The sequence below is a fragment of the Streptococcus sp. FSL R7-0212 genome (genome assembly GCF_038007985.1).
GTDB classification, from domain to species: domain Bacteria; phylum Bacillota; class Bacilli; order Lactobacillales; family Streptococcaceae; genus Streptococcus; species Streptococcus parauberis.
Map to the genome: position 1 here is coordinate 1,030,853 of NZ_JBBOYF010000001.1, position 26,278 is coordinate 1,057,130.

Genomic DNA, 26,278 nt, shown 5'->3' on the forward strand with positions numbered 1-26,278 from the left:
CAGTTTTAGGGCTCGGGCTAAACAAGTCCACCAGACTTGTTTACTCCCATTCAACCGTTGCTGGTGGTTTGCTTGTGATGTCATAGACGATGCGGTTGACGTGGTCAACTTCGTTTACGATGCGGACTGAAATCTTTTTAAGAACATCCCATGGTAGTTGTGCGAAGTCTGCTGTCATGCCGTCGATTGAAGTGATAGCACGAATAGCAATAGTATAGTCATATGTACGACCGTCTCCCATAACACCAACCGAACGAACGCCAGTATTAACAGTGAAGTATTGCCATATATCGCGGTCAAGTCCAGCTGCGGCGATCTCTTCGCGCAAGATGGCATCTGATTCACGGACTGTTTCCAATTTTTCTTCAGTGATAGCACCCATGACGCGAATGGCTAAGCCTGGGCCAGGGAATGGCTGACGCCAAACGATATGTTCTGGCATTCCAAGAGCGATACCAAGCGCACGCACTTCATCCTTAAACAAAGTGTTTAAAGGTTCAATCAATTCAAATTGCATATCTTCTGGAAGACCACCGACATTATGGTGTGATTTGATTGTTTGGGCTGTTTCTGTGCCAGATTCGATGATATCAGTATAGAGTGTTCCTTGTGCAAGGAAGTCTACACCTTTCAATTTACTAGCTTCATCGTCAAAGACGTAAACAAATTCATTACCGATAATCTTACGTTTTTTCTCAGGATCATCAACACCAGCTAGTAAATCTAAGAATCTATTTTTAGCATCCACACGGATGATATTAAGACCAAATTTACCACCAAGCATTCCCATAACTTGGTCACCTTCATCTTTACGAAGAAGACCGTGATCAACAAAAATACATGTTAATTGGTCGCCAATAGCTTTTTGTAAAAGAACGCCAACAACTGAAGAGTCAACACCACCTGATAAACCAAGAAGGACTTTTTTGTCACCAACTTGCTTGCGAATATTATCAATTTGCATATCAATGAAGTTATCCATTGACCAGTCACCACGCGCTCCACAGATAGAAACAGCGAAGTTTTTAAGGATATCGTTACCATATACAGAATGTCTTACTTCTGGGTGGAACTGGATGCCATAAAAGTTACGTTCAGTATTTTCAATAGCTGCATAAGGGCAATCGTTTGAATCTCCCACAAGGTAGAAACCTTCTGGAATTTCTGTAACAGCATCACCATGACTCATTAATACTAGTTGTTCTTCAGGAGTACCTGCAAAAAGTTTTGACTCAGCACGTAAGCGAAGAGTTGATTGTCCATACTCACGGTTACCAGCTTGACCTGCAGGAACAACTTTACCACCCAACGTGTGAGTAATTAATTGCATACCGTAACAGATTCCGAGGATTGGAATACCAAGTTCAAAAATTTCTGGGTCAATAGCAAAAGCATTCTCAGCATAAACGGAATTAGGCCCACCAGATAGGACAATACCGATTGGATTAATCTCTTTAAGTTCTTTAGCAGTGATTTTATGGCTCTTTAATTCAGAAAACACACCAAATTCACGAATACGTCGTGCAATTAATTGGTTGTACTGACTACCATAATCAAGAACAATAATTTTTTGAATATCATTCAAAATTGAAATTTCAGTCATTGTAATCCTTTCATTTATCTTAACGATCTGTTAAGAGTTTTACATCTCATTGTAGCATATTTTTTTCAAATATTCATTATAAATTTTCCATTTTTTCTCGTTAAAGCCTAACATTCTGATGCATTTATTAAAATATGTACGTAGATTTAAACCGTATTTATATCCAGTGTTTTAAGTTAATTGTAAGTTACGAATGTAATGCTACTTTAATAAGTAAAAGGAAAATTTTAATTTCATTAAGCTATTTATTTGTTGAAAGAGGCTCATATGATTAGTAATAAGAAAAAGAGGGCCGTATTATTTTTAGTTTTCTTCATTTGCGTGCTTTCTTTTTGCCTAAAACCAAACAATTTTTATCAGTCAATTAAAATTAAGAATATACCGACCAAAATAAAACAAAGCTATTCTGTACGTGATAAAGTTACATTTAATTTTAAAAACTCCTCTCCTAAATTGGGTACAATTTATAAGATTAGACGTGCGCATAGAAAAATTCATTATTCTATATTTTATAGAACTGGCATGCACATTGTTGAAACTGAGGTGGAACAAAGTTATATTAAAAATTTAACTGGTCATTCAGCATTCAAAAAAAATGAGTTAGTAACTATTAAGGATAAAGCAGTAATAAATGACGGTAAAATAAGTTATTTTAACTCTCATCAACTATACAAAATTAAGAATGTGCAAATATTTCTTAAACTAGGTAAAGTTTATACAACTTATCATTTGCTTGCTAAAAATAATAAAAAAACAAGAGTAATAGATGAAGAACAACTCTGTAAAACCTATTTTGTTCACTTCCATTCTAAAACTAATCAAAAAGCAAATAATAAAATACTAAATAAAGCTTTTTCATATGCAAATAAACATAAACAAACAGATATATTTCTACCAAAGGGTGAGTATATGATAGGTAGTAAGTATCCAAAGAAAGATTATTTTATTTTACCATCAAATTCTTCCATAATCGGAAATCATACTCAACTCATCATTGATAATTTCTCCTACTGGTTTGGATTGGAACAGGTCCTTCTCCACGAGATGGGGTTAGTAATTTTGAACTGTCACATATTCAATTTAGGGCTAACAATCTGAAGCTTGGAGCTCAGTTGTTAATTATGGCCGACCATGGAAATAACTGGTATATTCACCATAATACTTTTAAATTGGTCCAAAAGAAAGGAAATCATATTTTTGATTTAGGCTCTCTTCAAAATTCAATTTTTGAATATAATCAATTTGTTGGCTACGCCCCAGAGTTAACCTCAATAGCAAAAATAACAGTAGATAAGAATCTTCATGACTACTATGCTGAAGCTATCCAGCTTGATGCTGCTGAAAAAAATGGTATTTGGGATGCTGGATTAATAAAAGCTATTGAACCCAACTACAGCATATATAATAATTTTAGATTCCTTAGTGATCATATAGTTATTAAAAATAATCAATTTTTACCATTCATTAATCATCAGGGCAAACTGATTGCATATGAAGCATCAATCGGTCAGCATTCTTCAAAGGTTGGTCATGTAGTAATTGAAGGAAATTATTTCCATAAGAGCTTAGTTAATGGTTTTGCTCATAAACAAATCTGGGTATTAGAACCAATCCATTTTCCTCCATCAGCGAATACCTTGGTAAATAATAATGTTATTGATTAAATACAAAAAACTAGTTCCAATTATATTTAGTATTCTTTCATTTTATTTCTCATCCAAAATTGTCAGAATTATGTTAAAATAGAGTCAATAAAAGTCTTGAGGAGAATGGGATCATGCTACCAGCCTATATAAAAATCCATGATACAATAAGAAAAGATATTGATGACGGCATTTGGCCCATTGGTGATCGTTTACCAAGTGAACGGACGCTAGCTGAAAAATTTGCAGTCAGTCGAATGACCTTAAGACAAGCTATTACTTTACTAGTTGAAGAAGGCATCTTGGAAAGACGGATTGGCAGTGGAACTTATGTTGCCAGTCAACGTGTACAAGATAAAATGCGCGGAACGACCAGTTTCACGGAAATTGTTAACTCTCAAGGGAAAAAGCCGTCTTCAAAACTGATTTCCTATCAAAAGCAACTTGCCAGTGATACTGAAATTAAAGAATTGCAATTGGAATCGACAGATCACGTGATTCGAATGGAACGGATTCGCTTTGCTGATAACGTTCCCCTCGTTTACGAAGTGGCCTCTATTCCAGAGAAGTACATCCGTAATTTTCGACGTGAAGATATTACTGAGCATTTCTTCAAAACCTTGGAGACCAATGGTTTTGAAATTGGCAAAAGCCGACAAATCATTTATGCTAGATCAGCAAGTGAACGTGTTGCATCCTATTTAGGCGTTAGCAGAGGCCACGCTATTCTTGCTATGACCCAAGTATCATATTTCACCAGCGGGAATCCATTTGAATATGTGCGTAGCCAGTATGTGGGCGACCGTTTTGAATTCTATCTGGAAAACAATTAAGTTAAAAAAGGCTTGCTTATTAGTGGTAACCTTTTTCTTTTCTGCTCAATTTGGTTTTAAGGCCACAATCGTGATTAAGTATTGTTATTATCCCTGATTATATGGTAAAATTAAGGTTATGGAAATTGAAAAAACAAATCGGATGAACGCTCTATTTGAGTTTTACGCAGCACTTTTAACAGATAAGCAAATGAACTACATTGAGCTGTACTATGCAGATGATTATAGTCTTGCTGAGATTGCCGAAGAATTTGGTGTTAGCCGTCAAGCCGTTTATGATAATATTAAGCGAACTGAAAAAATTCTTGAGACCTATGAAATGAAATTACATATGTATTCAGACTATATCGTTCGTAGTGAAATCTTCGATGCCATTACGGCAAAGTATCCGGAAGATGCTTTTATTACAGAGCAAATTTCCATTTTAACAAGCATTGATAATAGAGATTAAGAGGAGTAGTTATGGCATTTGAGAGTTTAACAGAGCGCCTACAAGGTGTCTTTAAAAATATCCGAGGTAAAAAAAAGTTATCTGATAAAGATGTTCAAGAGGTAACAAAAGAGATTCGTCTGGCTTTACTTGAAGCCGACGTTGCTTTACCTGTTGTTAAAACTTTTATCAAACGTATTCGTGAACGCGCTGTTGGTCATGAAATCATTGATACCTTAGACCCAACACAACAAATTTTAAAAATTGTTAATGAAGAATTAACTGCAATTTTAGGGTCTGAAACATCTGAAATCGTTAAATCACCAAAAATTCCAACTATTATTATGATGGTTGGTTTACAAGGGGCTGGTAAAACAACCTTTGCTGGTAAATTGGCTAACAAATTAATCAAAGAAGAAAATGCTCGTCCTTTGATGATTGCTGCCGATATCTACCGTCCGGCTGCCATTGATCAATTAAAGACTTTAGGTCAACAAATTAATGTTCCTGTCTTTGATATGGGAACTGACCACTCTGCAGTAGAAATCGTCACAAAAGGGTTAGAACAAGCTCGTGAAAATCGTAATGATTATGTCTTGATTGATACGGCCGGTCGTCTACAAATTGATGAAAAATTAATGGGCGAGTTGCGCGATGTTAAGGCTCTTGCACAACCAAATGAAATCTTACTGGTTATTGACAGTATGATTGGTCAAGAAGCAGCTAACGTTGCTGATGAGTTCAACAAACAATTAGAAATCACTGGTGTTGTTCTTACCAAGATTGATGGTGATACTCGTGGTGGTGCAGCCTTATCAGTTCGTGAAATCACTGGTCGTCCAATTAAATTCACTGGTACTGGTGAAAAAATCACTGATATTGAGACTTTCCACCCTGATCGTATGTCCAGTCGTATCTTGGGTATGGGTGACCTCTTAACACTGATTGAAAAAGCTAGTCAAGATTATGACCAACAAAAATCATTAGAGTTAGCTGAAAAAATGCGTGAGAACACATTTGACTTCAATGACTTTATTGCCCAATTAGACCAAGTTCAAAATATGGGACCAATGGAAGATCTCTTGAAGATGATTCCTGGAATGGCTGGTAATCCTGCCTTAGCAAACATCAAAGTTGATGAAAAACAAATTGCTCGTAAACGTGCCATTGTCTCATCAATGACGCCTACTGAACGTGAAAATCCAGAACTCTTAAATCCAAGTCGCCGTCGTCGTATTGCCTCAGGATCTGGTAATACCTTTGTCGAGGTTAATAAATTTATCAAAGACTTTAACCAAGCTAAAACAATGATGCAAGGTATGATGTCTGGTGATATGAATAAAGCTATGAAACAGATGGGTATCAATCCAAATAACATGCCAAAAAATATGCCTAATATGGGTGGTAGTGGTATGCCGGATATGTCAGCCTTGGAAGGCATGATGGGCCAAGGTGGTATGCCTGACATGTCGGCATTTGGTGGTGATATGGATATGAGCCAAATGTTTGGTGGCGGGCTTAAAGGTAAAGTTGGTGAGTTTGCAATGAAGCAATCAATGAAACGCCAAGTTAACAAACTTAAAAAAGCGAAGAAAAAACGTAAATAAGTGCAAAACCTAAGAATTTCTTAGGTTTTCTTATTATTAAAATTTATAAATACGGTATGGTTTAATTAGAATAATTCCATTTAATACTTTTTGAGACCCGTCATCTGCGGGACTTGCCGACTTAGCAGCTAACTATTCCTTAATTTTCTTAGCAGGTTGGTTGACCAGTCGTAGTGGTGGCATAGGAGTCGTTTCCCTTTTGTCTATTGCCCAAGGAAATCGAAATCTAGCCACTCAGTTTTATTACACCGTATTCAGATCAAGAAATCTTAACACAATTACCTCCTAAAGATAGCAATTTTGTCATTATACTGGGTGGTCCTATTCACATGGGACGCCATTGGCAAAAAGTATTCACTGATCAAGGCATCAACTCAGAACGCATCTATTTTGAAGGATTTTCATAGTAACAAAAAAGGTCCTATGGACCTTTTTTAACTTGCTTTTTCCTTTAATTCCTGACTAGTTTCAATGTAGTAGTAAAAAGCATCCTCCGCATTATCCGGACTCGGGACAATTTTGAAGTAGAAGTAGTGATCCTTTTTATCCTTAGCATTTTCTTTATTTAATTTGAAATAGCTTTGCTGAGAACTAGCCATTGTGTAGAGAATGTCATCTGTTAAAAAGGTGAGAGGAATATGCAGCGCGGAAAATTGATAGAAGTCTTCTTCGAAACGCCGATAATTCCGACTGAAATAATCAAATTGGCACTTGCTCCTGTTAAACGGATGTCTCGTCATGATTTCTGTTTTCCTCCTCCATTTCAATCCTAATCAAACTCGCCATTGGAAAGGTTCGATAGTAATTGTTAATTTTAACTTGAAACTGCTTAGGTTGGATCTCACTAATTCTACCTTCTATTTCACTCATCTGATTATCTTGAAAGATACTTAACCAAATAGGAAGCTGTTGACTGTAAGCTTGTCCTAAGAGAAGATATTTTTCAGAGAGTGATAAGTCACTTGTTATATCAATCGTTTTGCGATCTTGGTCAAGAGAATTGGTGTGTTCTGATAAAAAGAAACCCATCCATTTAGCCATTTTACGGTCCTGATAGTCACGTGCTGATTGGAAAGGTAAATAAGAGCGATCAATCATGAGCAGGTTTCCTTTCTTTGATTTGTGCAGAATGCCCTCCAATCAATTGACTCCGTTCCGCAATTCGAGAAGATTGCAAAAGAGAGGTAGCCTTTTGCAGAGACATGATACCATATCTGTTTTGAATTAAATCAATGGTTTTTTCTAGTTGGCTTTCTTTACGAAGTGTCTCAAAATCATCAAAAAGGTTAATTACCTCTATATGATCATCCACAAGCCCATCACAACGTACCCCAATTTGACGAACGGCACCACCATAGTAATGTTTTCGAAAGAGTGACAAGACAGTGTTAATGACCTTCTTGGTAGATTGCGTTGGGTCAACTTTTTGCTGACTATTGATAGACTTTATATCTTGTCCCTTAGAAAATGAAACATGAATAGCAATGACGGTTGTTTTTTTCTTACGAGCTCGCAAGCGTTTAGCGACATGCTCAGCCATCTCTGAAAGGACTAATTCAATTTCTGATTGAAAAAGATAATCTCTCGGTAGAATTTGTGAATTACCAATTCCTGTTGATCTTGGTCGATAAGGATGGTGAATATTACTTTCATCCACACCATTTGCATGAAACCAGAGTTGTAAACCAATCACACCGAATTCTTTTTTCAAGAGATCGGGATTACTATTGGCAAGTTGTTTGATACTGGTAATCCCCATAGCAAGCAGACGTTTTTCAGTACGCGAGCCAATTCCCCAAAAATCAGTCATTTTTTTGATATTCCAAACTTTTGTCGGTACATCTTCATAAGACCAATTAGCTAACATGGTTTGTGTATGTTTTGCTTCATTGTCTAAGGCCAATTTAGCTAGAAGTGGATTAGCATTACTGAGACCAACGGTCGAAATAATCTTGGTTTCTTTCCAAACCCGATATTGAATCCGTTTAGCCACCGCATCTAATTTTTCACGATTACTTTGTTCTTTATCCTTAACAAAATAATTAAGAGAAGAAGTTAAGTCTAAAAAGCCCTCATCAATAGAGTAAGCTAGAATATCTTTTGGAGAGGCAAACTCTTGAAAGATGTGTTGAATAGCAATGTTCTTTTCAATATATATATCCATCCGCGGTGGGACAACATAGGTGTGTCTAGCCCAAGCTTCAATATACTTGACCAAGGCAGGTGTGACATCCCACCCTTCTCTCTTGGCAACATGATAGTTAAAACGTCTGGTCTGAATATCAAAGGGTAAATCATAAGATCGCCCAACATTAGACTTACCAAAAATCCGTTTAAAAGTTGGAGAAGAGGCCAAAATCAAACCATTGCTATTGTCTGCTCGACTCATGACACATAAAGAGGTTGTCAAGGGATCTAAGCCACGTTCCACGCATTCCACGCTGGCATAAAAAGATTTCATATCCACAAAAGCAATATCTGACTTTGGTTCTCGTGAATAATCAATATAGGACATGAGTAAAATTACACCTCTAATGGCATAAAGTTAGCAATGATTTTACCAATGATACGTGGACCTTCATCAAATGGAGCAAATTTGTCTGAGTATTTTTTATTCAAAGATACGAGACGTAATCCGTTTTCTTCACGGTAGACTTTTTTGACGTAAGTTTGTCCATCCCATTCAACGGCATAAATGGCACCATCATAGTCAAATCCTTCTTGTTTTATGAGAACGACTTCTCCATTGAGATAAGTTGGTTCCATAGAATCCCCAAAGACCCATGAAGCAAAGTCATAATCCATTTGTTCATCATAGAAAACCACATCATAGTTGCCATCACCGAAGTAAGAGTAACCAGTACCAGCAGATAAACTTTCATAAACACGATAAGAAAATAGTTCCTTTTTCTTAGTCGGCAAGGTAATAATTTTACTTTCTTGTGCTAGTAATTTCTCTGAATAGGTCACAACCTTAGATTGATTTTGTTTAGTTAGTTGTTTGTAGGGAATGATAATCTCTTGATAGTGATTGAAGTAGTCTTGATCTGTCTCAAAAATAGAGACTAAAGCATTTAAATGCTTTTGATTAGGACTGTTCTTATCCTTTTCCCAGTTGGAAATAGTCATCTTGTTTACTCCAAGTTCCTGACCTAATTGCTCTTGACTCATCTTGTGTTGTTGACGAATTTTTTTTAATTGTTTACCTGAAAACATACCTTAGCTCCTTTAGTAAAGTTATAACTTTACTAAATTATAACAAATCCATTTGACAAATTCAAGATTTTTGTCATGAAAATTATTAGATTTTTTGACATTTTTCATCAGATAGCGTATCATTGATTTGGCTTTAAATTGTAAAAATATTCATTTTTTGAATATATACAATTTGCCAATAAAACTCTAGGAGATGTAACCATGTTAACTATTGCATATATAGGAAATGGAAAAAGTGCTAACCGCTACCACATTCCATTTGTTAACCAATTGGATGATATTAAAATAAAAACAATCTATTCACCAGTACCAAGTCCTTGGGAGCCAATTGAAGGGGTTATTTATACTAATGATATTGCTGATGTATTGGAAGATCCAGAAATCCAATTAATTGTTCTATCCATTCCTCCATCAGCTCATTACTCAGTTGCTAAACAATGTTTACTTGCTGGCAAGAATACCCTAGTTGAAAAACCATTTACAGAGACGGCAACAGAAGCCAGAGAATTATTTGCTATTGCTAAAGAAAAAGGCGTTTTTGTTCAAGCTTATCAAAACCGTCGTTTTGACTCAGACTTCCTAACTGTTCAAAAAGTAATTAACAGTGGTGTTTTAGGGGATATCCTAGAAGTGGAAATGCACTTTGATTATTTCCGTCCGGAAATCCCTGAAAGTATTGATGAGTACTCTATCAATACAAGTTACCTCTATGGCCACGCTTGTCACACAATTGACCAAGTCATTTCATATTTTGGCATGCCAGAATCAGTTCACTATGACGTGCGCCAGCTATTAGGTAAAGGACGCATGAATGACTACTTTGATTTAGACTTCTATTATGGTGCTAAGAAAGTCTCTATTAAATCAAGTTATTTCCGTATCAAGGAACGCCCAAGTTTTGTCGTATACGGCAAAAAAGGGATGTTCGTGAAAGAAACTAAAGACCGTCAAGAAGATGACTTAAAACGCTTCTATATGCCAGATAATGCTGATTTTGGTGTAGATAGTCCAGAACACTATGGTACGTTGACTTATATTGATGACAATGGTCAATATCACGAAGAAAAAGTCATTTCTGAAAAAGGAAGCTATGCCCGTATGTACCAAGCTATCCACGATAGTATCATCTTAGGTAAAGAAAAAGTCGTTAAAGACGAAGAAACCATTCGCCAAATCGAAATCATCGAAGAAGGCATCCGCCAAATGGAAGCATGGCAAGGATAATTAACGGTTATTTCGATACTAAAAAGTCCATCATTTACGATGGGCTTTTTAGTAATTGTTAGACAAGTCTAACTTTTTTCAGAACTTTTAATGCCCTTACCGTTATAATATGAGTAAACAGTAAAGGAGACAAGACCATGCAATATCAAGTAGACAGTATCGAAGATTATTTACAGGCCTTGCCTGATGACCGTAGGGACGTAATCAATCAGTTGAGACAAGTTATCAAAGATAATTTGCCGGATAAATATGAAGAAAAATTACAGTATCAGATGATTTCCTATGTAGTTCCTCACGATGTTTTCCCAGAGGGCTATCATTGTAATCCTGAAGATAATCTTGCCTTCATTACCATCGGTTCTCAGAAGAATCATATTGCTATCTATCATAATGGCATTTATATGTTTGACCATGTTAAAGAATGGTTCTTGACCCAATACCCACTCTATATGAAGACAAAGCCGGATATGGGGAAATCATGTATTCGTTTTAAAAATATGAAGACAATTCCTTATGAGTTAATAGGTAAACTTTGCCAACAGGTCAGTCAAGATGACTTCCTGAAAGCCTACCAAAAGACACTTAAATAGGAGACTATTTGTTTAAGAAAAAACCTAGTAAATTTAAATTAGTTAGACGCTTCAAACATTTGAAAAAAGATTTACCAGCCGTCTTTTTGGCTATGAAGAATCCTAATACACCAATTTTAGCCAAGTTAATGGCTCTAATTATTGTGGTTTACGCTTTGTCACCAATTGATTTGATTCCAGATTTCATTCCATTTCTGGGATATCTTGATGATATCTTTATTTTACCAGCACTCATGTATCTTTTGATTAAAATGATCCCAGAAGATATTTGGCTAGAATCACAAAAACAATCAGAGAATATGTGGATTAATGGTAAACCTAAGAAATGGTATTATGCTTTACCAATTGTTATTTTTTGGATACTAATTATCATCTTTATTATTCATTTTATTCGTATGCAACAATCATAGAGGAAAAATCATGTTAGCACACAAACTTATCTTTATGGACCTTGATGGGACCTTGCTTAATTCAGAGAAAAAAATTAGTCCTAAGACACACTATGCCTTGATTGCTGCGCAGCAAGAAGGAGCCAAATTAGTTCTAGCATCTGGTCGCCCTCTTCCCGGAATCTTACCACTGGCCAAAGCTTTGCAGATGGACATTTATGAAGGTTTTTTGATCTCATTTAATGGTGCCCAGGTCATGGACTGCAAGACCGGCCAAGTCCTATACAACAAAACAATGACAGTCGAAGAGGGTCAAGCCATTTTACAGCATGTGGAGAATTTTGATGTGATTCCGATGGTGGTCAAAGATGACTATACTTATGTCCAAAACGTTTTTGCAGGGCATTTAGACTTGGCGGGCACTGATTTTAATGTCATTGATTATGAGGCGCATAGTAATGGCTATAAATTATGTGAAGTGGATAATATTGCTGTTTTTGCTGATTTCCCGCTCAATAAAATTTTGTTGGCAGGTCAGCCGGAATACTTGGACCAGCACTATCAAGAAATTTCAGCACCTTTTGGCGATGAGGTCAATGCCATGTTTACGGCACCTTTCTATTATGAATTTACGGCTAAGGGCATTGATAAAGCCAAAGCTATTGATACCATCTTTAAGCCAATGGGCTATCAGCCTGAGGATATGATTGCCTTTGGTGATGGTCAAAATGATGCAACTATGGTTGCTTATGTTGGATTAGGATTTGCTATGGAAAATGCTGTCGATATGCTCAAAGAAATTGCCGACAAAGAGACAAAATCCAACGATCAAGATGGCATTGCTTACGCACTAGAAAATTTAATTTAAGGAGAACCTATGTTCACAGAGACATTTTATGAAGTTTTAAAACACGAAGGACCAGTTTCTATCACCAGCTGGGGTAATGAGGAGCCACACGTCACCTGTACATGGAATTCCTACCTAGTTCCTAAAGACGATGACATTATTCTAATCCCAGTGGCAGGTATGCATTCTACACAAGAGGACATTGCTGTCAACAATCAGTTAATCCTGACCTTAGCTGCGCGTCAGGTTGAAGGATTTAATGGCTATCAAGGGACAGGTTTTAGAATCAACGGCAGTGGTAGTTTTCTATCTGAGGGAGACTGGTTTGATGAAATGAAGGAAAAGTACCCATTTATCAGAGAAGTTCTCCAAGTAAAAGTCAATGAATCAATACAATTACTTTAAAAACTCCTTTTGTAGTCTATTAGACATTGAAGCAATCGACTTTCACAAGTTTGATAAAAGCAAAACCTATCAAACTATTATTTATATTGGTTCGCACTATGCTTTTGGTATTAAAGGCCTGACCCATGCACTAGGAAAGATGAATTCTTTCCATTATAGCCACTTACTCGTCGCAACAGTTGGTTTATCAGACCCAAATGTTCCAGTCAATAAAGAAAAGCGAACAGAAAATATCAGATACTCCAGTTATTAAGAGATATCAAGAAATTACAAACAAGTAAAAGAACCTATTAAAAATAGGTTCTTTTTTTAACGATCATGTTCGAGAGAGGTGGAAAGGTTGATTTTTCGAACATAGTTTCTGAAATAATCTTGTTTGAAATAGAGGGCGTAAATTGTATTGAGAATAAAAAGGATTGATTCTTCTGTGGAGAAGTTTCCGATTTTCTTTTGTTTATCTTCTCTGGTACAAATAGTAAAGTAAGCATCAGCTTGTTCTTGTAAATAGCGCCCTTTTTCACTGGTTAAACCAATAATATTAACTTTTTGTTGATGTAATTGCTCTAAATGGCGTAGTGCATCATTCTTTTTTGATTTACCAGAATAGGAAATAATTAAAGCGACATCATTTTCGGTTAAAGAGTTAGCCATCAAACCAAATTCACTACTGCTAGCAATCTCGATACTTTTACCAATAGTTAACATATTACGCTTGAAAAGATGAGCGATATAATCATTAGGACTGAGTCCAAATACAACAACACGTTTAGCTTTTCTGAGGAAAGTAACGGCTTTATTTAATTCATTCTCAGACAACTTATCAGCTGTATCTTGAATACTTTCTTTCTCAATTGTAGCTATTTTTTGAATGATATCACTGGCGCTGTCTTCTTCATTAAAAGGAAGGCTGTGATCAATATCAGAATAGTGGGTCTCAGAATAATAGCGTTCAGATAAAAGAACTGGTAAAAAATCTGTCCAACCTTTATAACCCAGAGCTTGCGCAAAACGCACAATACTAGACTTAGAACTAAAGCTAATTCGAGCAATATCATCAAGGGATAGTTGTTCAATAGTACCAAGGTTATCAAGAATCGATTGAGCTATTGTAGCTTTAGACGATTTCCCCATCTGCGCCAATTCATTTATATCATCCAGCATAAGTTTATTTATCCTTTTCACTCTATTTCATTTTTGAAGAGAAGGTTCACTAGAATGTGAAACCGTATACCAAGTGTATCTGAAATTTTAATATTTGTCTAGACAGCAGTATATAATTGACTTATATATCAAGGCCCTGATAATAAAAAAATTAAAGGAAATGGGATATGTCAAAAAAATACCATGAATTAGCACAAGCTATTATTGATAATTTAGGCGGAAAAGAGAATGTACAAGATGTCTACCATTGTCAAACGAGATTACGTTTTAAATTAAAAGACGGTCAATTAGTTCAAAAAAGTCAATTAGAAGAACTAGAAGGCGTTACTATGTACCTATTTAATGCAGGTGTCCACCAAGTTGTAATAGGTACTCATGTAAAAAATGTTTTTGAAGAAATAGAACCTTTAGTCGATTTAAACAAAGATGAAGACGGAAAGTTAGAAACAGAAAAATTATCTCCAGTACAGACTCTCATTAGTTTTGTAGCAGCGGTCTTTCAACCAATCATTCCAGCATTATCTGGAGCTGGTATGGTAAAGGCAGTACTTGCATTATTAGTCGTTTTTAAATTAATTTCTAATACCTCTCAAACTTACGTCATGCTTAATACATTTTCAGATGGTGTCTTCTACTTTCTACCCTTACTATTAGCATTTACGACAGCTCAAAAATTAAAAACAAATCCCATTCTAGCAGTTGGAGTTATTGCAATGATGCTACATCCTAATTGGATTACATTTTTGACAGCGGGAGAAAAAGTTGCTTTCTTTGACTTAATTCCATTTACTATAGCAACTTATTCATCATCTGTAATACCAGCTATTTTGATTGTATTTGTTCAATCTTATGTTGAACGATTGTTGAAGAGAATAATTCCTAAATCAGTCGAATTAATTTTTGTACCTATGTTTATTTTTCTTATTATGGGTACACTAGCTTTTTCTATCCTAGGTCCAATTGGTGCCATCATTGGGAACTTACTAGCGGATGGATTCACTTATTTATCTGAAACAATAAGCTGGTTACCTCCAGTCTTAATAGGTGCTTTATTACCAATTATGGTTATGTTTGGTATCCATAATGCAATAGCTCCTCTTGGAATTATGCAAATGTCTCAACTAGGATACGACTCTATCTTTGGACCAGGAGCATTGGTTTCAAATATTGCACAAGCTACAGCAGCTTCAATTGTTGCTATCAGAACAAAAGATAAAAAACTAAAACAAGTGGCTTCATCAGGTGCTTTGACAGGTTATATGGGAATTACAGAACCTATTTTATATGGAGTAAACTTGCCAAAAAAATACCCCCTTTATGCATCTATGATAGGTGGTGGTCTAGGAGGGCTTTATGCCGGAGTAATGCAAGTGCATCGTTTTGCTACTGGCTCATCAGGTCTTCCTGCTGTATTACTCTATATTGGTGATAATACCATGGAATTTTTCTGGAATATTATTATTGCAATTATTATTACAGTCATATCGACAGCTATAATAACTTATTTCTTATCATTGCGTTTTGAAGAAAAAATTCCTAGTGAGTTAGAATTACCGGCAGAGAAATTGATAGCCTTGTCAGATACTCTCATCACAGCTCCAATTTCAGGGCAAGTAATTGAATTGTCACAAGTTGCTGATTCAGTTTTTGCCTCAGAAAGTCTCGGAAAAGGTTTTGCCATACAGCCTAATGCAGAATTAGTAGTTGCACCATTTGATGGTCAAGTTATAACGGTCTTACCAACTAAACATGCGATTGGTTTATTATCTGATTCAGGCCTTGAACTACTTATTCATATAGGATTAGACACAGTTAATTTAAATGGTCAATTCTTCGAATCTTACGTTAAAGAAGGAGATAAGGTTGCAAAAGGTCAAAAACTGATTAGTTTTGAAAAAATGGCAATTGAAAATGCTGGCTACCAAACAGAAATTCCAATTGTCGTTACTAATACAGCAAATTTTGTTGACTTTAAGCTGATGGCAAATGGAACTATTGAAACAATGGAACCTGTTCTAAAGGTACAAATATAAGATAAGGAGACTATTATGACCTTACCAAATGATTTTTTATGGGGTGGTGCTGTTGCGGCTAATCAAGCTGAAGGTGGAATGCTTGCAGGAGGTCGTGGATTAACCAATACAGATGTGGTGCCGATGGGTTCTGACAGGATGGCGATTGCTAAAGGCGATCTGGACAACCTCGAGCGCAGAGCTGATTACTTTTATCCTAGTCAGGATGCCATTGAGATGTATGATCACTATTTGGAGGATATTGACCTCTTAGCTGGGATGGGCTTGAAGTGTTTTCGGATGTCCATTTCCTGGACCCGTATTTTTCCAAATGGTGATGATCAAGAACCAAATGAAGAAGGCTTAGCCTATTACCAAAAAATCTTTGAAAAATTACAAAGTTATGGGATTGAACCTTTGGTGACCCTTGCCCACTTTGATGTGCCCTTGGCTTTAATCAAAAAATATGGAGCCTGGCGTGATTCAAGAATGGTTGAGGCTTACGTCAATTATGCCAAAACAGTCTTTAGCAGGTATAAAGGCTTAGTCAAATACTGGTTGTCAATCAATGAAATTAATATTCTCTTACATCAACCTTTCCAAGGTGGGGGTATCTTATTTAAGGATGGTGATAATAAGGAAGAAGTCATATATCAGGCTGCCCATTATCAATTATTAGCTTCCGCACTGGCTACTAAATGGGCACATGAGATTGATCCTGAAAACAAAGTCGGTTGTATGTTAGCTGGTGGGAGCCATTATCCTTATACTTGTCGGCCAGAGGATTATCTGGAAGCAATTCATCGTGATAATGGGGAGTATTTCTTTATTGACATTCAAGCGCGTGGTTACTATCCGAATTATGCTTTGAAAAAATTCGAACGTGATAATTTGCAGATTATCATGACAGAAGAAGAAAAAGCAATTTTAAAGGAAAACCCAGTTGATTTTGTTTCCTTTTCTTATTATTGCTCGCGCACTGTTTCGGCATTTGAGGAAGACTACCAAATGTCAACTGGAAATCTTTTCAAATCCATTAAGAATCCTCATTTACAATCAACTGAGTGGGGTTGGCAAATTGATCCACTAGGCTTAAGATCTTCGTTGAATATGCTTTATAATCGTTACCAAAAACCATTGTTCATCGTTGAAAATGGACTAGGAGCAATAGATGTCCCTGATGAAAGTGGCTTTGTTGAAGACGACTACCGGATTGATTATACTAAACAACACATTATAGCACTTAAAGATGCTGTGGAAATTGATGGTATAGATTTGTTAGGTTATACAAGTTGGGGGATTATTGACCTAGTAGCTGCTTCGACAGGACAAATGAGTAAGCGTTATGGTTTTATTTATGTTGATAAGGATGACCAAGGAAAGGGTACCTTAAAACGGGTTCCGAAAAAATCTTATTATTGGTATAAAAATGTTATAAATTCTAATGGAGATAAATTTGACTTCTAATAAAATAGAGTTCTAACAAGGTTGAAACTGTTTATAATTCGTCAGATATTTTTACTATTATACAAATAATGGTATAATTGTAAAAGTTAGTATACTAACTATAAGTCTAATATAATTTTTAATAAAACAAGTTAAGGCTTACCCTAATAGGGGAGAGAAACTATGAAAGCAGCACAATTAATATCCTATACAAAGCAAGCTTCCTATTTACAAATTAATACTGTTGAGAAACCGACAATTCGTGATTATGAGGTCTTAGTAAAAGTCGCCTATGCAGGAATAAATCCTGTTGATAATATGATTGCAGAAGGAAAAGTGAAAATTATTTTGCCCTACAAACTTCCAATTATTGCTGGTCAGGAATTATCTGGTGTAGTTGAAGCAGTTGGCGAAAAAGTCAAACAATTTGCAGTTGGTGATAAGGTTTATACTAAAACACCTCTTGATCAAGCAGGTGCTTTCGCTGAATTTATTGCTTTGCCAGAGATTGATTTAGCACTTATTCCTGAGAATTTAACCTTGGAAGAAGCTGCAACTATACCTTTAACTGGCCTTACAGCTATGCAAGCCTTCGAAAAATTACGGGTTGAAAAAGATAAAACAATTTTTATTTCAGGCGCAAGTGGCAGTTTTGGTGCGCTAGCCATTCCCCTAGCTAAAGCAAAGGGTTTAACAGTTATTGCCAGTGGTAATGGTAAAAGTGAAGAGCGCTTGAAATCACTTGGCTTGGACTGCTTTATTGACTATAAAAAAGAAGACTATAGTAAAGTGGTCTCCAATGTCGATTATGTTATTGATACCTTAGGTGGAAAAGAGATTGAAAAACAATTTTCGATTTTAAAACGAGGCGGAAAGTTGGTCAGTCTAAAAGGGCTACCTAATCGAGAATTTGCCAAAAGTATGTTGCTTTCACCAATTAAACGATTTTTGTTTACATTAACCGGTCTACACTTAAATCGCCAAGCTGCAAAAAATAATCAATCCTATGATTTTATCTTTGTTGGCGCAAATGGAAAGCAATTAAAGGAAATTACTGATATCTATCAAGAAAAGCCCTTCCCAATTTCTCTAGATCAAGTTTATGATTTTGAAGATATTAATTTATCGCTTGAGAAAGTAAAAAAAGGCTATTCTGTCGGAAAAACACTAGTCAAAATATCCTCTTAAGCTCTCTGATTGGAGAGTTTTTTTCATCTTTAAAAAAACGGTAGATAATAATCTTTTTCTTTGCTTTGTAAACGGTTTTATGTTATTACTATAGTATAGATTAATTAATTAGAATTAGTCTAATTAAGAACAAGGAGGACTTTCTAATGACATTCGATTATAAAGATCATGGCAAAGAAAAATTTATCGTTAACATTGAGGATTATACCAAAGAAAACGAGAATTACCGTACAACAATTTGGACTGGTGAAAAACTTCAGGTTACATTAATGGCTATTGAACCCGGTGACGATATTGGTTTAGAAGTACACATGGGTATCGATCAATTCCTCCGTATCGAAGAAGGTAAAGGTTTATGCCAAATGGGAGATGCCGAAGATAATCTTACATTTGAACAAGAAGTTTCAGATGATGATGTAATTTTAGTACCTGCTGATACTTGGCATAATGTAACCAATATTGGTGACAAACCTCTGAAAATTTACTCAATTTATGCAGGTCCTGATCATGTCCCTGGTACAGTACATAAAACGCATGAGGAAGCTAAAAATGATCCTAATGAAGACTAATTTTAGTTATTTAAAAGCGCACTCAACTGAGTGTGCTTTTAAAATTTCTACATTTAGAAAAGGCTTTCACAAAAGAACTTAAACTTTATGAAAATTATTGCAATTTATTAGAATTTGGATTATAGTTAAGATGTAAAAATCTTTGGGAGGAAAATCACAATGAAAATAGTTGCAGTTGTCGGAACTAATTCTGACCGTTCTACCAATCGGAAATTGCTTTATTTTATGAAGGAGCATTTCAAGGATAAAGCAGATATTAGTATTTTGGAAATCAAAGATTTACCAGCTTTTAATGAGCCAGAGGATAAATTGGCACCAACAGCTGTAGCTCAGTACTCTGAAAAAATTAGTCAAGCAGATGCTGTTATTATTGCAACTCCCGAGTATAATCATACTATTCCAGCACCTTTATCTAGTGCCTTAGAATGGATTGCTTATACTAGTCGTGCTTTAATTAATAAACCGACGATGATTGTGGGAGCGTCTTTAGGTTCTTTAGGGTCATCACGCGCGCAAGCTCACTTGCGACAAATCTTAAATGCTCCAGAATTGAAAGCTCGTTTAATGCCAGGGACAGAATTCTTGCTTGGCCATTCTGAACAAGCTTTTGATGCGGAAAACAAGTTGTTGTATCCTGAAAAAGTTACTGAACTTGAAGATGTCTTTGCAGAATTTCTTGAGTTCTCTCAACTGGTCATTCAATTAGTCAATCAATCAGATACTGAACGAAAAAGACAGTTTGCTTGGGAAAAAGTAGAATAGAGAGGTGATATCATTATGAAATTTGTTGGAATTATTGGGACTAATGCAAAAACATCCTATAATCGTCAGTTATTAACTTTCATGAAAAAACATTTTGAGGACCAAGCATCAATTGAATTGCTTGAAATTGATCAAGTCCCGATGTTTAATGAAAGTGATGATCAAACCCATAGTCAAATTATTCAAGATATTACTAAAACAATTGAATCTTCTGATGGAGTTATTATTGCAACCCCAGAACATAATCATTCTATCCCTTCCTCTTTAAATAGCTTAATTGAATGGCTATCATTTAATGTTCATCCATTAGCTGGTAAGCCGGTTATGATTGTTGGAGCCTCATATAGTGAGCAAGGCTCTTCACGCGCACAATTACATCTTCGTCAGATTTTAGATGCTCCAGGTGTAAATGCAACTGTTATGCCAGGCAGTGAATTCTTATTAGGTAATGTTCATCAAGCTTTTGATCAAGATGGCAATATTAAGGATAGCAAAACAGTTGATTTCTTAGAATCTTGTTTCTACCGTTTTGCTCGTTTTGCAACCATCGCAAATCAACTTAACCAAAATGAAGAAATATTCTACGAACCGGGTACCTATCAAGTGACAACTGTTGGCCATAATGGTGACCTGCCAATGGCAGTTACTTTCTCACAAGATCGGATTGAAAAAATTGATATTGATTCTTCAGGTGAAACTGGTGGTATAGCTGATGTGGTCTTCACACGTATCCCAAATGAAATCATTGAAGGTCAAACCTTAAATGTTGATTCAGTTTCAGGAGCCTCAGTAACATCTAATGGTGTACTAGATGGTGTATCTAAAGCCATTAAAAAAGCAGGAGCAAACCCAGCGGCACTAAGAAGTCGTGCTAAAGCACCGTCAGCATTAGACCATGAAGATAAAATCTATCAAGCTGATTTGGTTATCGTCGGTGGTGGTGGTGCTGGATTAGCAGCAGCTGCACGAGCCTTGCAAGAGGATAAGAAAGTTATTGTGGTTGAAAAATTCCCATCAGTAGGTGGGAATACCGTTCGTGCAGGTGGGCCTATGAATGCACCTGATCCGGATTGGCAAAAAACTTTTGCAGCCAATCCTGGCGAAGCACATAATCTAGAAGGTTTAATGAATATGGATGATAGTCAAATAGATGCTGAATATTTAGACGATTTCCATGCTTTGAAACTTGAATTGGAAGATTATCTAAAACAACCAACTTATTTATTTGATTCTAAACTGTTGTACCGGATTCAAACTTATATCGGTGGTAAACGTAAAGACTTACAAGGTAATGAAATTCATGGCGACTATAATCTCGTAAAAATCATGACAGAACGTGCTTTAGAGTCTGTTCGTTGGTTAGAGGATGTTGGAGTAGAGTTTGACCACAGTGATGTCACAATGCCAGTTGGTGCACTTTGGCGTCGTGGGCACAAACCATTTATGCCAATGGGGGTTGCTTTCATTTCAGTTCTTAATAAATATGTCCTTGAACATGGTGGAATAATCTTAACAGATAGTCCAGTTAAAGAATTAATTGTTGAGGCAGGTCGAGTAAAGGGCGTAATAGCAAGAGGACGTAATGGTCAAACACTAACAATTAATGCCAATGCTGTTATTCTTGCTTCCGGTGGCTTTGGGGCAAATACGAAGATGTTGCAACAATATAACACCTACTGGACAGAAATTGCTGACGATATCAAGACTTCAAATACACCAGCTGTGACAGGTGATGGTATCCTATTAGGTCAAAGTGTAGATGCTGATTTAGTTGGAATGGGCTTCACCCAAATGATGCCAGTTTCAGATCCAGAAACAGGTGCATTATTCTCAGGTCTACAAGTACCACCAGCTAACTTCATTATGGTCAATACTGAAGGCAAACGTTTTGTTAATGAGTATGGCAGTCGTGACCAGCTCTCACAAGCAGCAATTGATAATGGTGGTTTATTCTACCTCATTGCTGATGATCTGATTAAAGAAACCGCCTATAACACTAGTCAAGAAAAAATAGATGCTCAGGTAAAAGCAGGTACACTTTACAGAGATGATACTATTGAAGGACTAGCTGTTCAACTTGGTATGGAACCATCAGTTCTTGCTGAAACAATTGCTAACTATAACAAATATGCCGATCAAGGATTTGACCCAGAGTTCAATAAGGGTGCCTTTGATTTGAAAGTTGTGAAAGCTCCATTTTATGCAACTCCTCGTAAACCAGCAGTTCACCATACTATGGGTGGTATAAAAATTGATACACAAGCCCATGTTCTTGATACTAAGGGACAAATTATTAATGGTCTCTACGCAGCCGGAGAAGTTGCAGGTGGCTTACATGCCGGTAACCGATTAGGAGGTAACTCACTAACTGATATCTTTACCTTTGGTCGAATTGCGACTGAAACAGCAATCAAAGAACATTGCTAAAAGAGAAATTACTATATAAAAAGGTGAGTATCTTACTCATCTTTTTATGTTTAAAAAAATATAGAAAAGAGATAACGATTTTAAGCCTCGACAACTGAAAATAAGAAATAAATGATATACTAGATATTAAGATTAGACTGGGTAAAGGAGAGTAATAATGGCAATAAAAGAGATATTAGAATCCTTAGAGGAAATCAAAGACTGGCAAGAAGAAACATATAAACATTTGCACAGTCATCCCGAATTATCAATGCAAGAAGTGGAGACTGCCCAATTTATCTTTAAAACACTAGAATCCTATGGTTACAAAACTCAAAAAATTGGTGGCGGAGTAGTTGGTATCTTGGAGAATGGTCAGGGTCCCAAAATCCTCTTTCGCGCTGATATTGATGCCTTACCTGTCAAAGAAGAAAGTGGCTTAGATTATGCATCGACAGTTGTGATGGAAGATTTAGAAGGCAACCAGGTCCCTGTAATGCACGCCTGTGGACATGATATGCATATCACAGCAGGACTAGGAGCAGCTTGGGCACTTGCACAACATCAAGACAAGTGGTCAGGAACTTACATTGCCCTTTTTCAACCAGGTGAAGAAACTGCTCAAGGTGCCAAAGCCATGCTTGCTGATGGACTGCTAGACAAAATTCCCCACCCTGAAATTGCGCTCGCTCAACACGTTTTAACTGAACCAGTAGCTGGACAGGTTGGCACTATGTCTGGACCATTTTTATCCACGGCAGCTTCAATTAAAATTATCATCAAAGGCAAGGGCGCCCATGGCTCAATGCCCCATTTAAGTATAGACCCGATTGTTATTGGTTCAGCAATCGTCTCACGGCTTCAAACAATAGTTGCACGCGAAGTCGATCCCTTTCAATTTGCCGTTGTCAGTGTTGGCGCTTTTCAGTCTGGTTTGAAAGCAAATATTATCCCAGATACGACGACTTTACTGCTCAATGTCCGAGCTTACAGTGATCAAATCAAAGACCAACTGATTAAGGCCATCAAACGTATAGCAGAAGCGGAGTGCCAAGCAGGTGGTTGTCAAGAAAAACCTGACTTTGAAGTCTATGATATCTTCCCTTTGACGGATAATGATGGTAAAATAGCAGAGCAGGTTAGTCAATCCTTTAAAACATATTTAGGGGAAGAACGCACTAATTCTTATCACCAAATGACTGCCTCCGAGGATTTTTCCTATATCCCAAGAGAGCTTGGTATTCCGTATTTTTACTGGGGATTTGGTGGCTTTACAGAGGATCAAACGGTTTATGCCAATCACAATCCAAAGTTTGCACCAGCCATTCAGCCGAGCTTAACAACAGGTACCCAAGCAGCAGTAGTTGCTATCTTAACTTATTTAGGTAATGAACATTAATGACAGAGAATTATAACAAGTATATCGTAAAGGTTGCCATGCAAGCAGGCATTGAGATGTTAGAATCCAATGCCGAATGCTACCGCGTTGAAAATACCGTCCAACGGATGCTTCAAGTTAGTGAACAACCAATTACAGAGGTCTTCGCCAATACAACAGGGCTTTTTATCACCTTAGACGGTCCTGACTTAGACGAGCCAATAACACTGATTAAACGAATTACTAAGCGTGATACCAATTTACGGAAGATTCATATCGTTAATCAGATTTCGCGTGATTTGACTTCGAATAAGATTACCTTTGAAGAAGCCTATGCCAAATTAATGCGCATGGATAAGAAGAATTACTCCAAGAATGTAGTCGGCGTATCGACCATCCTTTTAGTGATTTCATTTGCCATCCTGCTTGGTGGTGATATGAATGAAATCCTCCTTTCTGTAATTGCGGCCTTTCTTTTACTTTTTTCCTATAAATTAAAGGACTTCTTAGCTTTAAATGATTTCATTTTCGGAACGGTCGCAACACTCTTAGTAGCAACCATCATTCCTGTCATTATTCATCTCTCGCGAATGCCTAATCCGTCATTTGACATCGTCGTCATTTCTGTTTTGATGCCTCTATTCCCGGGGACAGCCTTTACCAATGGTTTTCGTGATTCTTTCAAAGGAGATTATGGATCAGGGATTACGAAAATTGTTGAAGCGTTGATTATTGCCGTTAGTTTAGGTGTAGGTGTTGCCTTAGGCCTCTTTATTGCGAAAGGAATTATCACATGGGTATGATTTTACAAATAATTGGTGCCTATGTCGCAACAGTGACTTCAGGCGTCCTTCTCGAAACTCCCCGACACGTTGCCTACCAAACTGGATTCATCGGTGCAGCAGGTTACTGGGTTTATCTACTCGTCTTACCTCATACACAGATTGGATTAGCAACATTATGTGGCGGCATTGTGATTGCTTTTATGTCGCAAATCGCTGCGCGTATACTTAAGTCACCAGTCACAGTCTTCTATATACCAAGTTATTTTCCTTTAGTTCCTGGAGCAGGGGTTTACCGCATTGCATATTACTATATCCAAGGAAATCCTAGTCTGTCAGGAAAATATTTTATTGAATCAATCTTCGTTTCAGGTGCCATTGCTTTATCAGTATTCTTAGTTGATTCCTTCCTGGAGATCTATAATTTCGTCAAGAAAGAAAAATTACATATTAATCATTAGACTTACTGTTGGTAAGTCTTTTTATTTTTATCCAGACAGCTAGATTACCGACTCTTGTTAATCCTTTAGTGTAGGAACCCCAGTATTGGCAAAGTTGACCACCAAATTGCTTTTTATAATTAAAATTACCTATGCCCTCTTTACTTTTATCCGTTTCAATGGTTCCACCAAAATTGAAGTAGTCAATTCTATGGTCGACTGCATAGGTCAACATTTCGATATTAATCATGGTAGTACCGCCAAAGACAAGATATTCTTCTAGATTACCTCCAAAATATGAGAGCAGTTGGTTGCCATGTTCAATGAAGAGATAGGAAGACAGTGGCAAAATATCTGAGTTTATCTGAAAGGAATGAAAATCTTGTAATCGTTTGTGATAACTATTTAATTTTTGTTTGGTGTTTTTGATAGCCACATTCCGCTTTTTAGAGTCTGGTTTTTGCTTTAGCTCTACAATTCTCTTAGTAAAATCAACAATTTGATCATTTAGGCTTTTTTCGTAAGGTTTGCACTCGAGATAGGCAAACATAAATTTGGCGCGTGAACCAAAATTTGTCTTTAATTGTTGAAAAAACTGTTTATCTGGAATTGAGAAGTTTCTTCGTTTGGCGGTTTTGGCAAGTATTTGATAAAAATGGTATATTTCAGATTCATCTAGTTCTCTTACTTTTACATAGGCTTCCTTGCTTTTCTTGATATTTCGTATTAAGACGGGCGAGAATGAGTCCACTAACTCTTTGTAAGAATTGTAGGAACTCAAGTCTTTGATGAAGTTTTGATTATCACCTTCTAAAAGAAAGTCGGTATCATAATAGTTCAAGTAACCCTTATCTAAAAGAAACTCGTTAATGTAAGCATGATTGTTCTGACTGATCACTTGTAGATTTTCATTATTGTGCGTGCGAATTTGATTAGGATGTATCATTAATGAAAGTGCCTTTTTGGTGCGGACATGCTCTTCTATGAGTTTTATAGCTTGCTGATACCGCTGCTCACTATTACCATTTTTAAGAAGAGGACCATGGATTAGAAAAGCCTGCTTAAAGTAGCGCCATTTTTTTGCATAATTTATTACTGCAAGACCGACGACTTCCTCATTTTCGACCAATGCTAGACGTTCACAGAACAAGTAATTATTTCTAGAGACTTGCAACTCATAGATTTCGTTTGATTGTAGAAAATTTGACCATTTAAATTCTTCTTGTAAATTTATAAATATTTCTTTCTTACAGTTTATTAGTTTCATAAATCTCATTATTCCTTTTTTTAGTGTGCAGTAAAAGAAAGCAATAGCAGTAGGTAGTAGGTAATAAATCCACATAACTA

The 26,278-nt window shown here is 36.4% G+C and carries 26 protein-coding genes; 19 read left to right on the forward strand and 7 right to left on the reverse strand.

Features of this window, described 5'->3' with window-relative positions; translation table 11 throughout:
- Positions 1–40: 40 nt before the first annotated feature.
- Entirely contained in the window at positions 41–1,603 is a 1,563-nt protein-coding gene (gene guaA, locus MKY69_RS05295) for a glutamine-hydrolyzing GMP synthase (protein ID WP_100084190.1), read from the reverse strand.
- Positions 1,604–1,870: 267 nt separating this feature from the next.
- Between guaA and MKY69_RS05300 the strand changes: the two genes are divergently transcribed.
- The 5 genes from MKY69_RS05300 (at position 1,871) to ffh (ending at position 6,116) form a co-directional block, all read left to right on the forward strand.
- Positions 1,871–2,701, forward strand: a complete 831-nt coding sequence (locus MKY69_RS05300; RefSeq protein WP_340791111.1) for a hypothetical protein — start codon at positions 1,871–1,873, stop codon at positions 2,699–2,701.
- A 14-nt stretch (positions 2,702–2,715) separates the two neighbouring features.
- The gene (locus MKY69_RS05305) at positions 2,716–3,267 is read left to right on the forward strand and encodes a hypothetical protein (protein ID WP_340791112.1); all 552 of its coding nucleotides are present in this window, start codon (positions 2,716–2,718) and stop codon (positions 3,265–3,267) included.
- 113 nt (positions 3,268–3,380) lie between these two features.
- Entirely contained in the window at positions 3,381–4,079 is a 699-nt protein-coding gene (locus tag MKY69_RS05310) for a GntR family transcriptional regulator (RefSeq protein ID WP_340791113.1), read from the forward strand.
- Positions 4,080–4,197: 118 nt separating this feature from the next.
- Complete coding sequence (locus MKY69_RS05315) at positions 4,198–4,530, forward strand: putative DNA-binding protein (RefSeq protein ID WP_003104908.1); 333 nt, start codon at positions 4,198–4,200, stop codon at positions 4,528–4,530.
- Between the two features lie 11 nt (positions 4,531–4,541).
- Positions 4,542–6,116 carry a signal recognition particle protein gene (gene ffh, locus MKY69_RS05320; protein ID WP_003102749.1) on the forward strand — a complete coding sequence of 525 codons (1,575 nt, stop codon included), beginning with the start codon at positions 4,542–4,544 and terminating at the stop codon, positions 6,114–6,116.
- A 434-nt stretch (positions 6,117–6,550) separates the two neighbouring features.
- Here the strand turns inward: ffh and MKY69_RS05325 are convergent, their stop codons facing one another.
- From MKY69_RS05325 to MKY69_RS05340, 4 genes are read right to left on the reverse strand one after another with little or no spacing between them, the layout of a single operon-like run.
- Positions 6,551–6,856 (reverse strand): DUF5960 family protein, encoded by a 306-nt coding sequence (locus tag MKY69_RS05325; protein ID WP_013793917.1) that lies wholly within the window; start codon positions 6,854–6,856, stop codon positions 6,551–6,553.
- Positions 6,837–7,214: a hypothetical protein gene (locus MKY69_RS05330; RefSeq protein WP_340791114.1), complete on the reverse strand. Its 378-nt coding sequence runs from the start codon at positions 7,212–7,214 to the stop codon at positions 6,837–6,839. The genes MKY69_RS05325 and MKY69_RS05330 overlap by 20 nt, the downstream gene beginning before the upstream one ends.
- Positions 7,207–8,631, reverse strand: coding sequence for a Y-family DNA polymerase (locus MKY69_RS05335; protein WP_003106864.1), 1,425 nt, complete (start codon positions 8,629–8,631; stop codon positions 7,207–7,209). The genes MKY69_RS05330 and MKY69_RS05335 overlap by 8 nt, the downstream gene beginning before the upstream one ends.
- An 8-nt stretch (positions 8,632–8,639) precedes the next feature.
- Positions 8,640–9,332, reverse strand: coding sequence for a LexA family transcriptional regulator (locus MKY69_RS05340; RefSeq protein ID WP_003106866.1), 693 nt, complete (start codon positions 9,330–9,332; stop codon positions 8,640–8,642).
- A 201-nt stretch (positions 9,333–9,533) separates the two neighbouring features.
- On the opposite strand from MKY69_RS05340, the gene MKY69_RS05345 reads away from it, so the two are divergent.
- The 5 genes from MKY69_RS05345 (at position 9,534) to MKY69_RS05365 (ending at position 12,787) form a co-directional block, all read left to right on the forward strand.
- Positions 9,534–10,556 carry a Gfo/Idh/MocA family oxidoreductase gene (locus tag MKY69_RS05345; protein ID WP_340791116.1) on the forward strand — a complete coding sequence of 341 codons (1,023 nt, stop codon included), beginning with the start codon at positions 9,534–9,536 and terminating at the stop codon, positions 10,554–10,556.
- A gap of 137 nt (positions 10,557–10,693) precedes the next feature.
- Positions 10,694–11,146: a DUF1801 domain-containing protein gene (locus tag MKY69_RS05350; RefSeq protein ID WP_003106869.1), complete on the forward strand. Its 453-nt coding sequence runs from the start codon at positions 10,694–10,696 to the stop codon at positions 11,144–11,146.
- A gap of 8 nt (positions 11,147–11,154) precedes the next feature.
- Positions 11,155–11,556 carry a YkvA family protein gene (locus MKY69_RS05355; protein WP_003104357.1) on the forward strand — a complete coding sequence of 134 codons (402 nt, stop codon included), beginning with the start codon at positions 11,155–11,157 and terminating at the stop codon, positions 11,554–11,556.
- Between the two features lie 10 nt (positions 11,557–11,566).
- Complete coding sequence (locus MKY69_RS05360) at positions 11,567–12,403, forward strand: Cof-type HAD-IIB family hydrolase (protein WP_003106872.1); 837 nt, start codon at positions 11,567–11,569, stop codon at positions 12,401–12,403.
- Positions 12,404–12,412: 9 nt separating this feature from the next.
- Positions 12,413–12,787 (forward strand): pyridoxamine 5'-phosphate oxidase family protein, encoded by a 375-nt coding sequence (locus MKY69_RS05365; protein WP_003104459.1) that lies wholly within the window; start codon positions 12,413–12,415, stop codon positions 12,785–12,787.
- 309 nt (positions 12,788–13,096) lie between these two features.
- Here the strand turns inward: MKY69_RS05365 and MKY69_RS05370 are convergent, their stop codons facing one another.
- Positions 13,097–13,948: a MurR/RpiR family transcriptional regulator gene (locus tag MKY69_RS05370; protein WP_003106062.1), complete on the reverse strand. Its 852-nt coding sequence runs from the start codon at positions 13,946–13,948 to the stop codon at positions 13,097–13,099.
- 167 nt (positions 13,949–14,115) lie between these two features.
- Between MKY69_RS05370 and MKY69_RS05375 the strand changes: the two genes are divergently transcribed.
- From MKY69_RS05375 to MKY69_RS05415, 9 genes are all read left to right on the forward strand, one after another.
- Entirely contained in the window at positions 14,116–15,981 is a 1,866-nt protein-coding gene (locus MKY69_RS05375; protein ID WP_340791119.1) for a beta-glucoside-specific PTS transporter subunit IIABC, read from the forward strand.
- Between the two features lie 15 nt (positions 15,982–15,996).
- Positions 15,997–17,427, forward strand: a complete 1,431-nt coding sequence (locus MKY69_RS05380) for a 6-phospho-beta-glucosidase (RefSeq protein WP_013793924.1) — start codon at positions 15,997–15,999, stop codon at positions 17,425–17,427.
- 162 nt (positions 17,428–17,589) lie between these two features.
- Positions 17,590–18,594: an NADP-dependent oxidoreductase gene (locus MKY69_RS05385; protein WP_340791120.1), complete on the forward strand. Its 1,005-nt coding sequence runs from the start codon at positions 17,590–17,592 to the stop codon at positions 18,592–18,594.
- 146 nt (positions 18,595–18,740) lie between these two features.
- On the forward strand, positions 18,741–19,163 hold the full coding sequence (locus MKY69_RS05390; protein ID WP_003108064.1) for a cupin domain-containing protein: 423 nt from the start codon (positions 18,741–18,743) through the stop codon (positions 19,161–19,163).
- 159 nt (positions 19,164–19,322) lie between these two features.
- Positions 19,323–19,925, forward strand: a complete 603-nt coding sequence (locus MKY69_RS05395) for an NADPH-dependent FMN reductase (protein ID WP_003103016.1) — start codon at positions 19,323–19,325, stop codon at positions 19,923–19,925.
- A 15-nt stretch (positions 19,926–19,940) separates the two neighbouring features.
- Positions 19,941–22,352, forward strand: a complete 2,412-nt coding sequence (locus tag MKY69_RS05400) for a flavocytochrome c (protein ID WP_076751874.1) — start codon at positions 19,941–19,943, stop codon at positions 22,350–22,352.
- Positions 22,353–22,509: 157 nt separating this feature from the next.
- A complete protein-coding gene (locus tag MKY69_RS05405; RefSeq protein ID WP_311981982.1) occupies positions 22,510–23,730 on the forward strand; it encodes an amidohydrolase in 1,221 nt (406 codons plus the stop codon).
- Positions 23,730–24,512, forward strand: coding sequence for a threonine/serine exporter family protein (locus MKY69_RS05410; protein WP_003105439.1), 783 nt, complete (start codon positions 23,730–23,732; stop codon positions 24,510–24,512). Before MKY69_RS05405 ends, MKY69_RS05410 begins: the two co-directional genes overlap by 1 nt.
- A complete protein-coding gene (locus MKY69_RS05415) occupies positions 24,503–24,952 on the forward strand; it encodes a threonine/serine exporter family protein (RefSeq protein ID WP_003106883.1) in 450 nt (149 codons plus the stop codon). The genes MKY69_RS05410 and MKY69_RS05415 overlap by 10 nt, the downstream gene beginning before the upstream one ends.
- Here MKY69_RS05415 and MKY69_RS05420 read toward each other — a convergent pair.
- The gene (locus tag MKY69_RS05420) at positions 24,942–26,198 is read right to left on the reverse strand and encodes a peptidoglycan bridge formation glycyltransferase FemA/FemB family protein (protein ID WP_340791121.1); all 1,257 of its coding nucleotides are present in this window, start codon (positions 26,196–26,198) and stop codon (positions 24,942–24,944) included. The two genes, MKY69_RS05415 and MKY69_RS05420, sit on opposite strands and share 11 nt — an antisense overlap.
- Positions 26,199–26,278 lie beyond the last annotated feature (80 nt).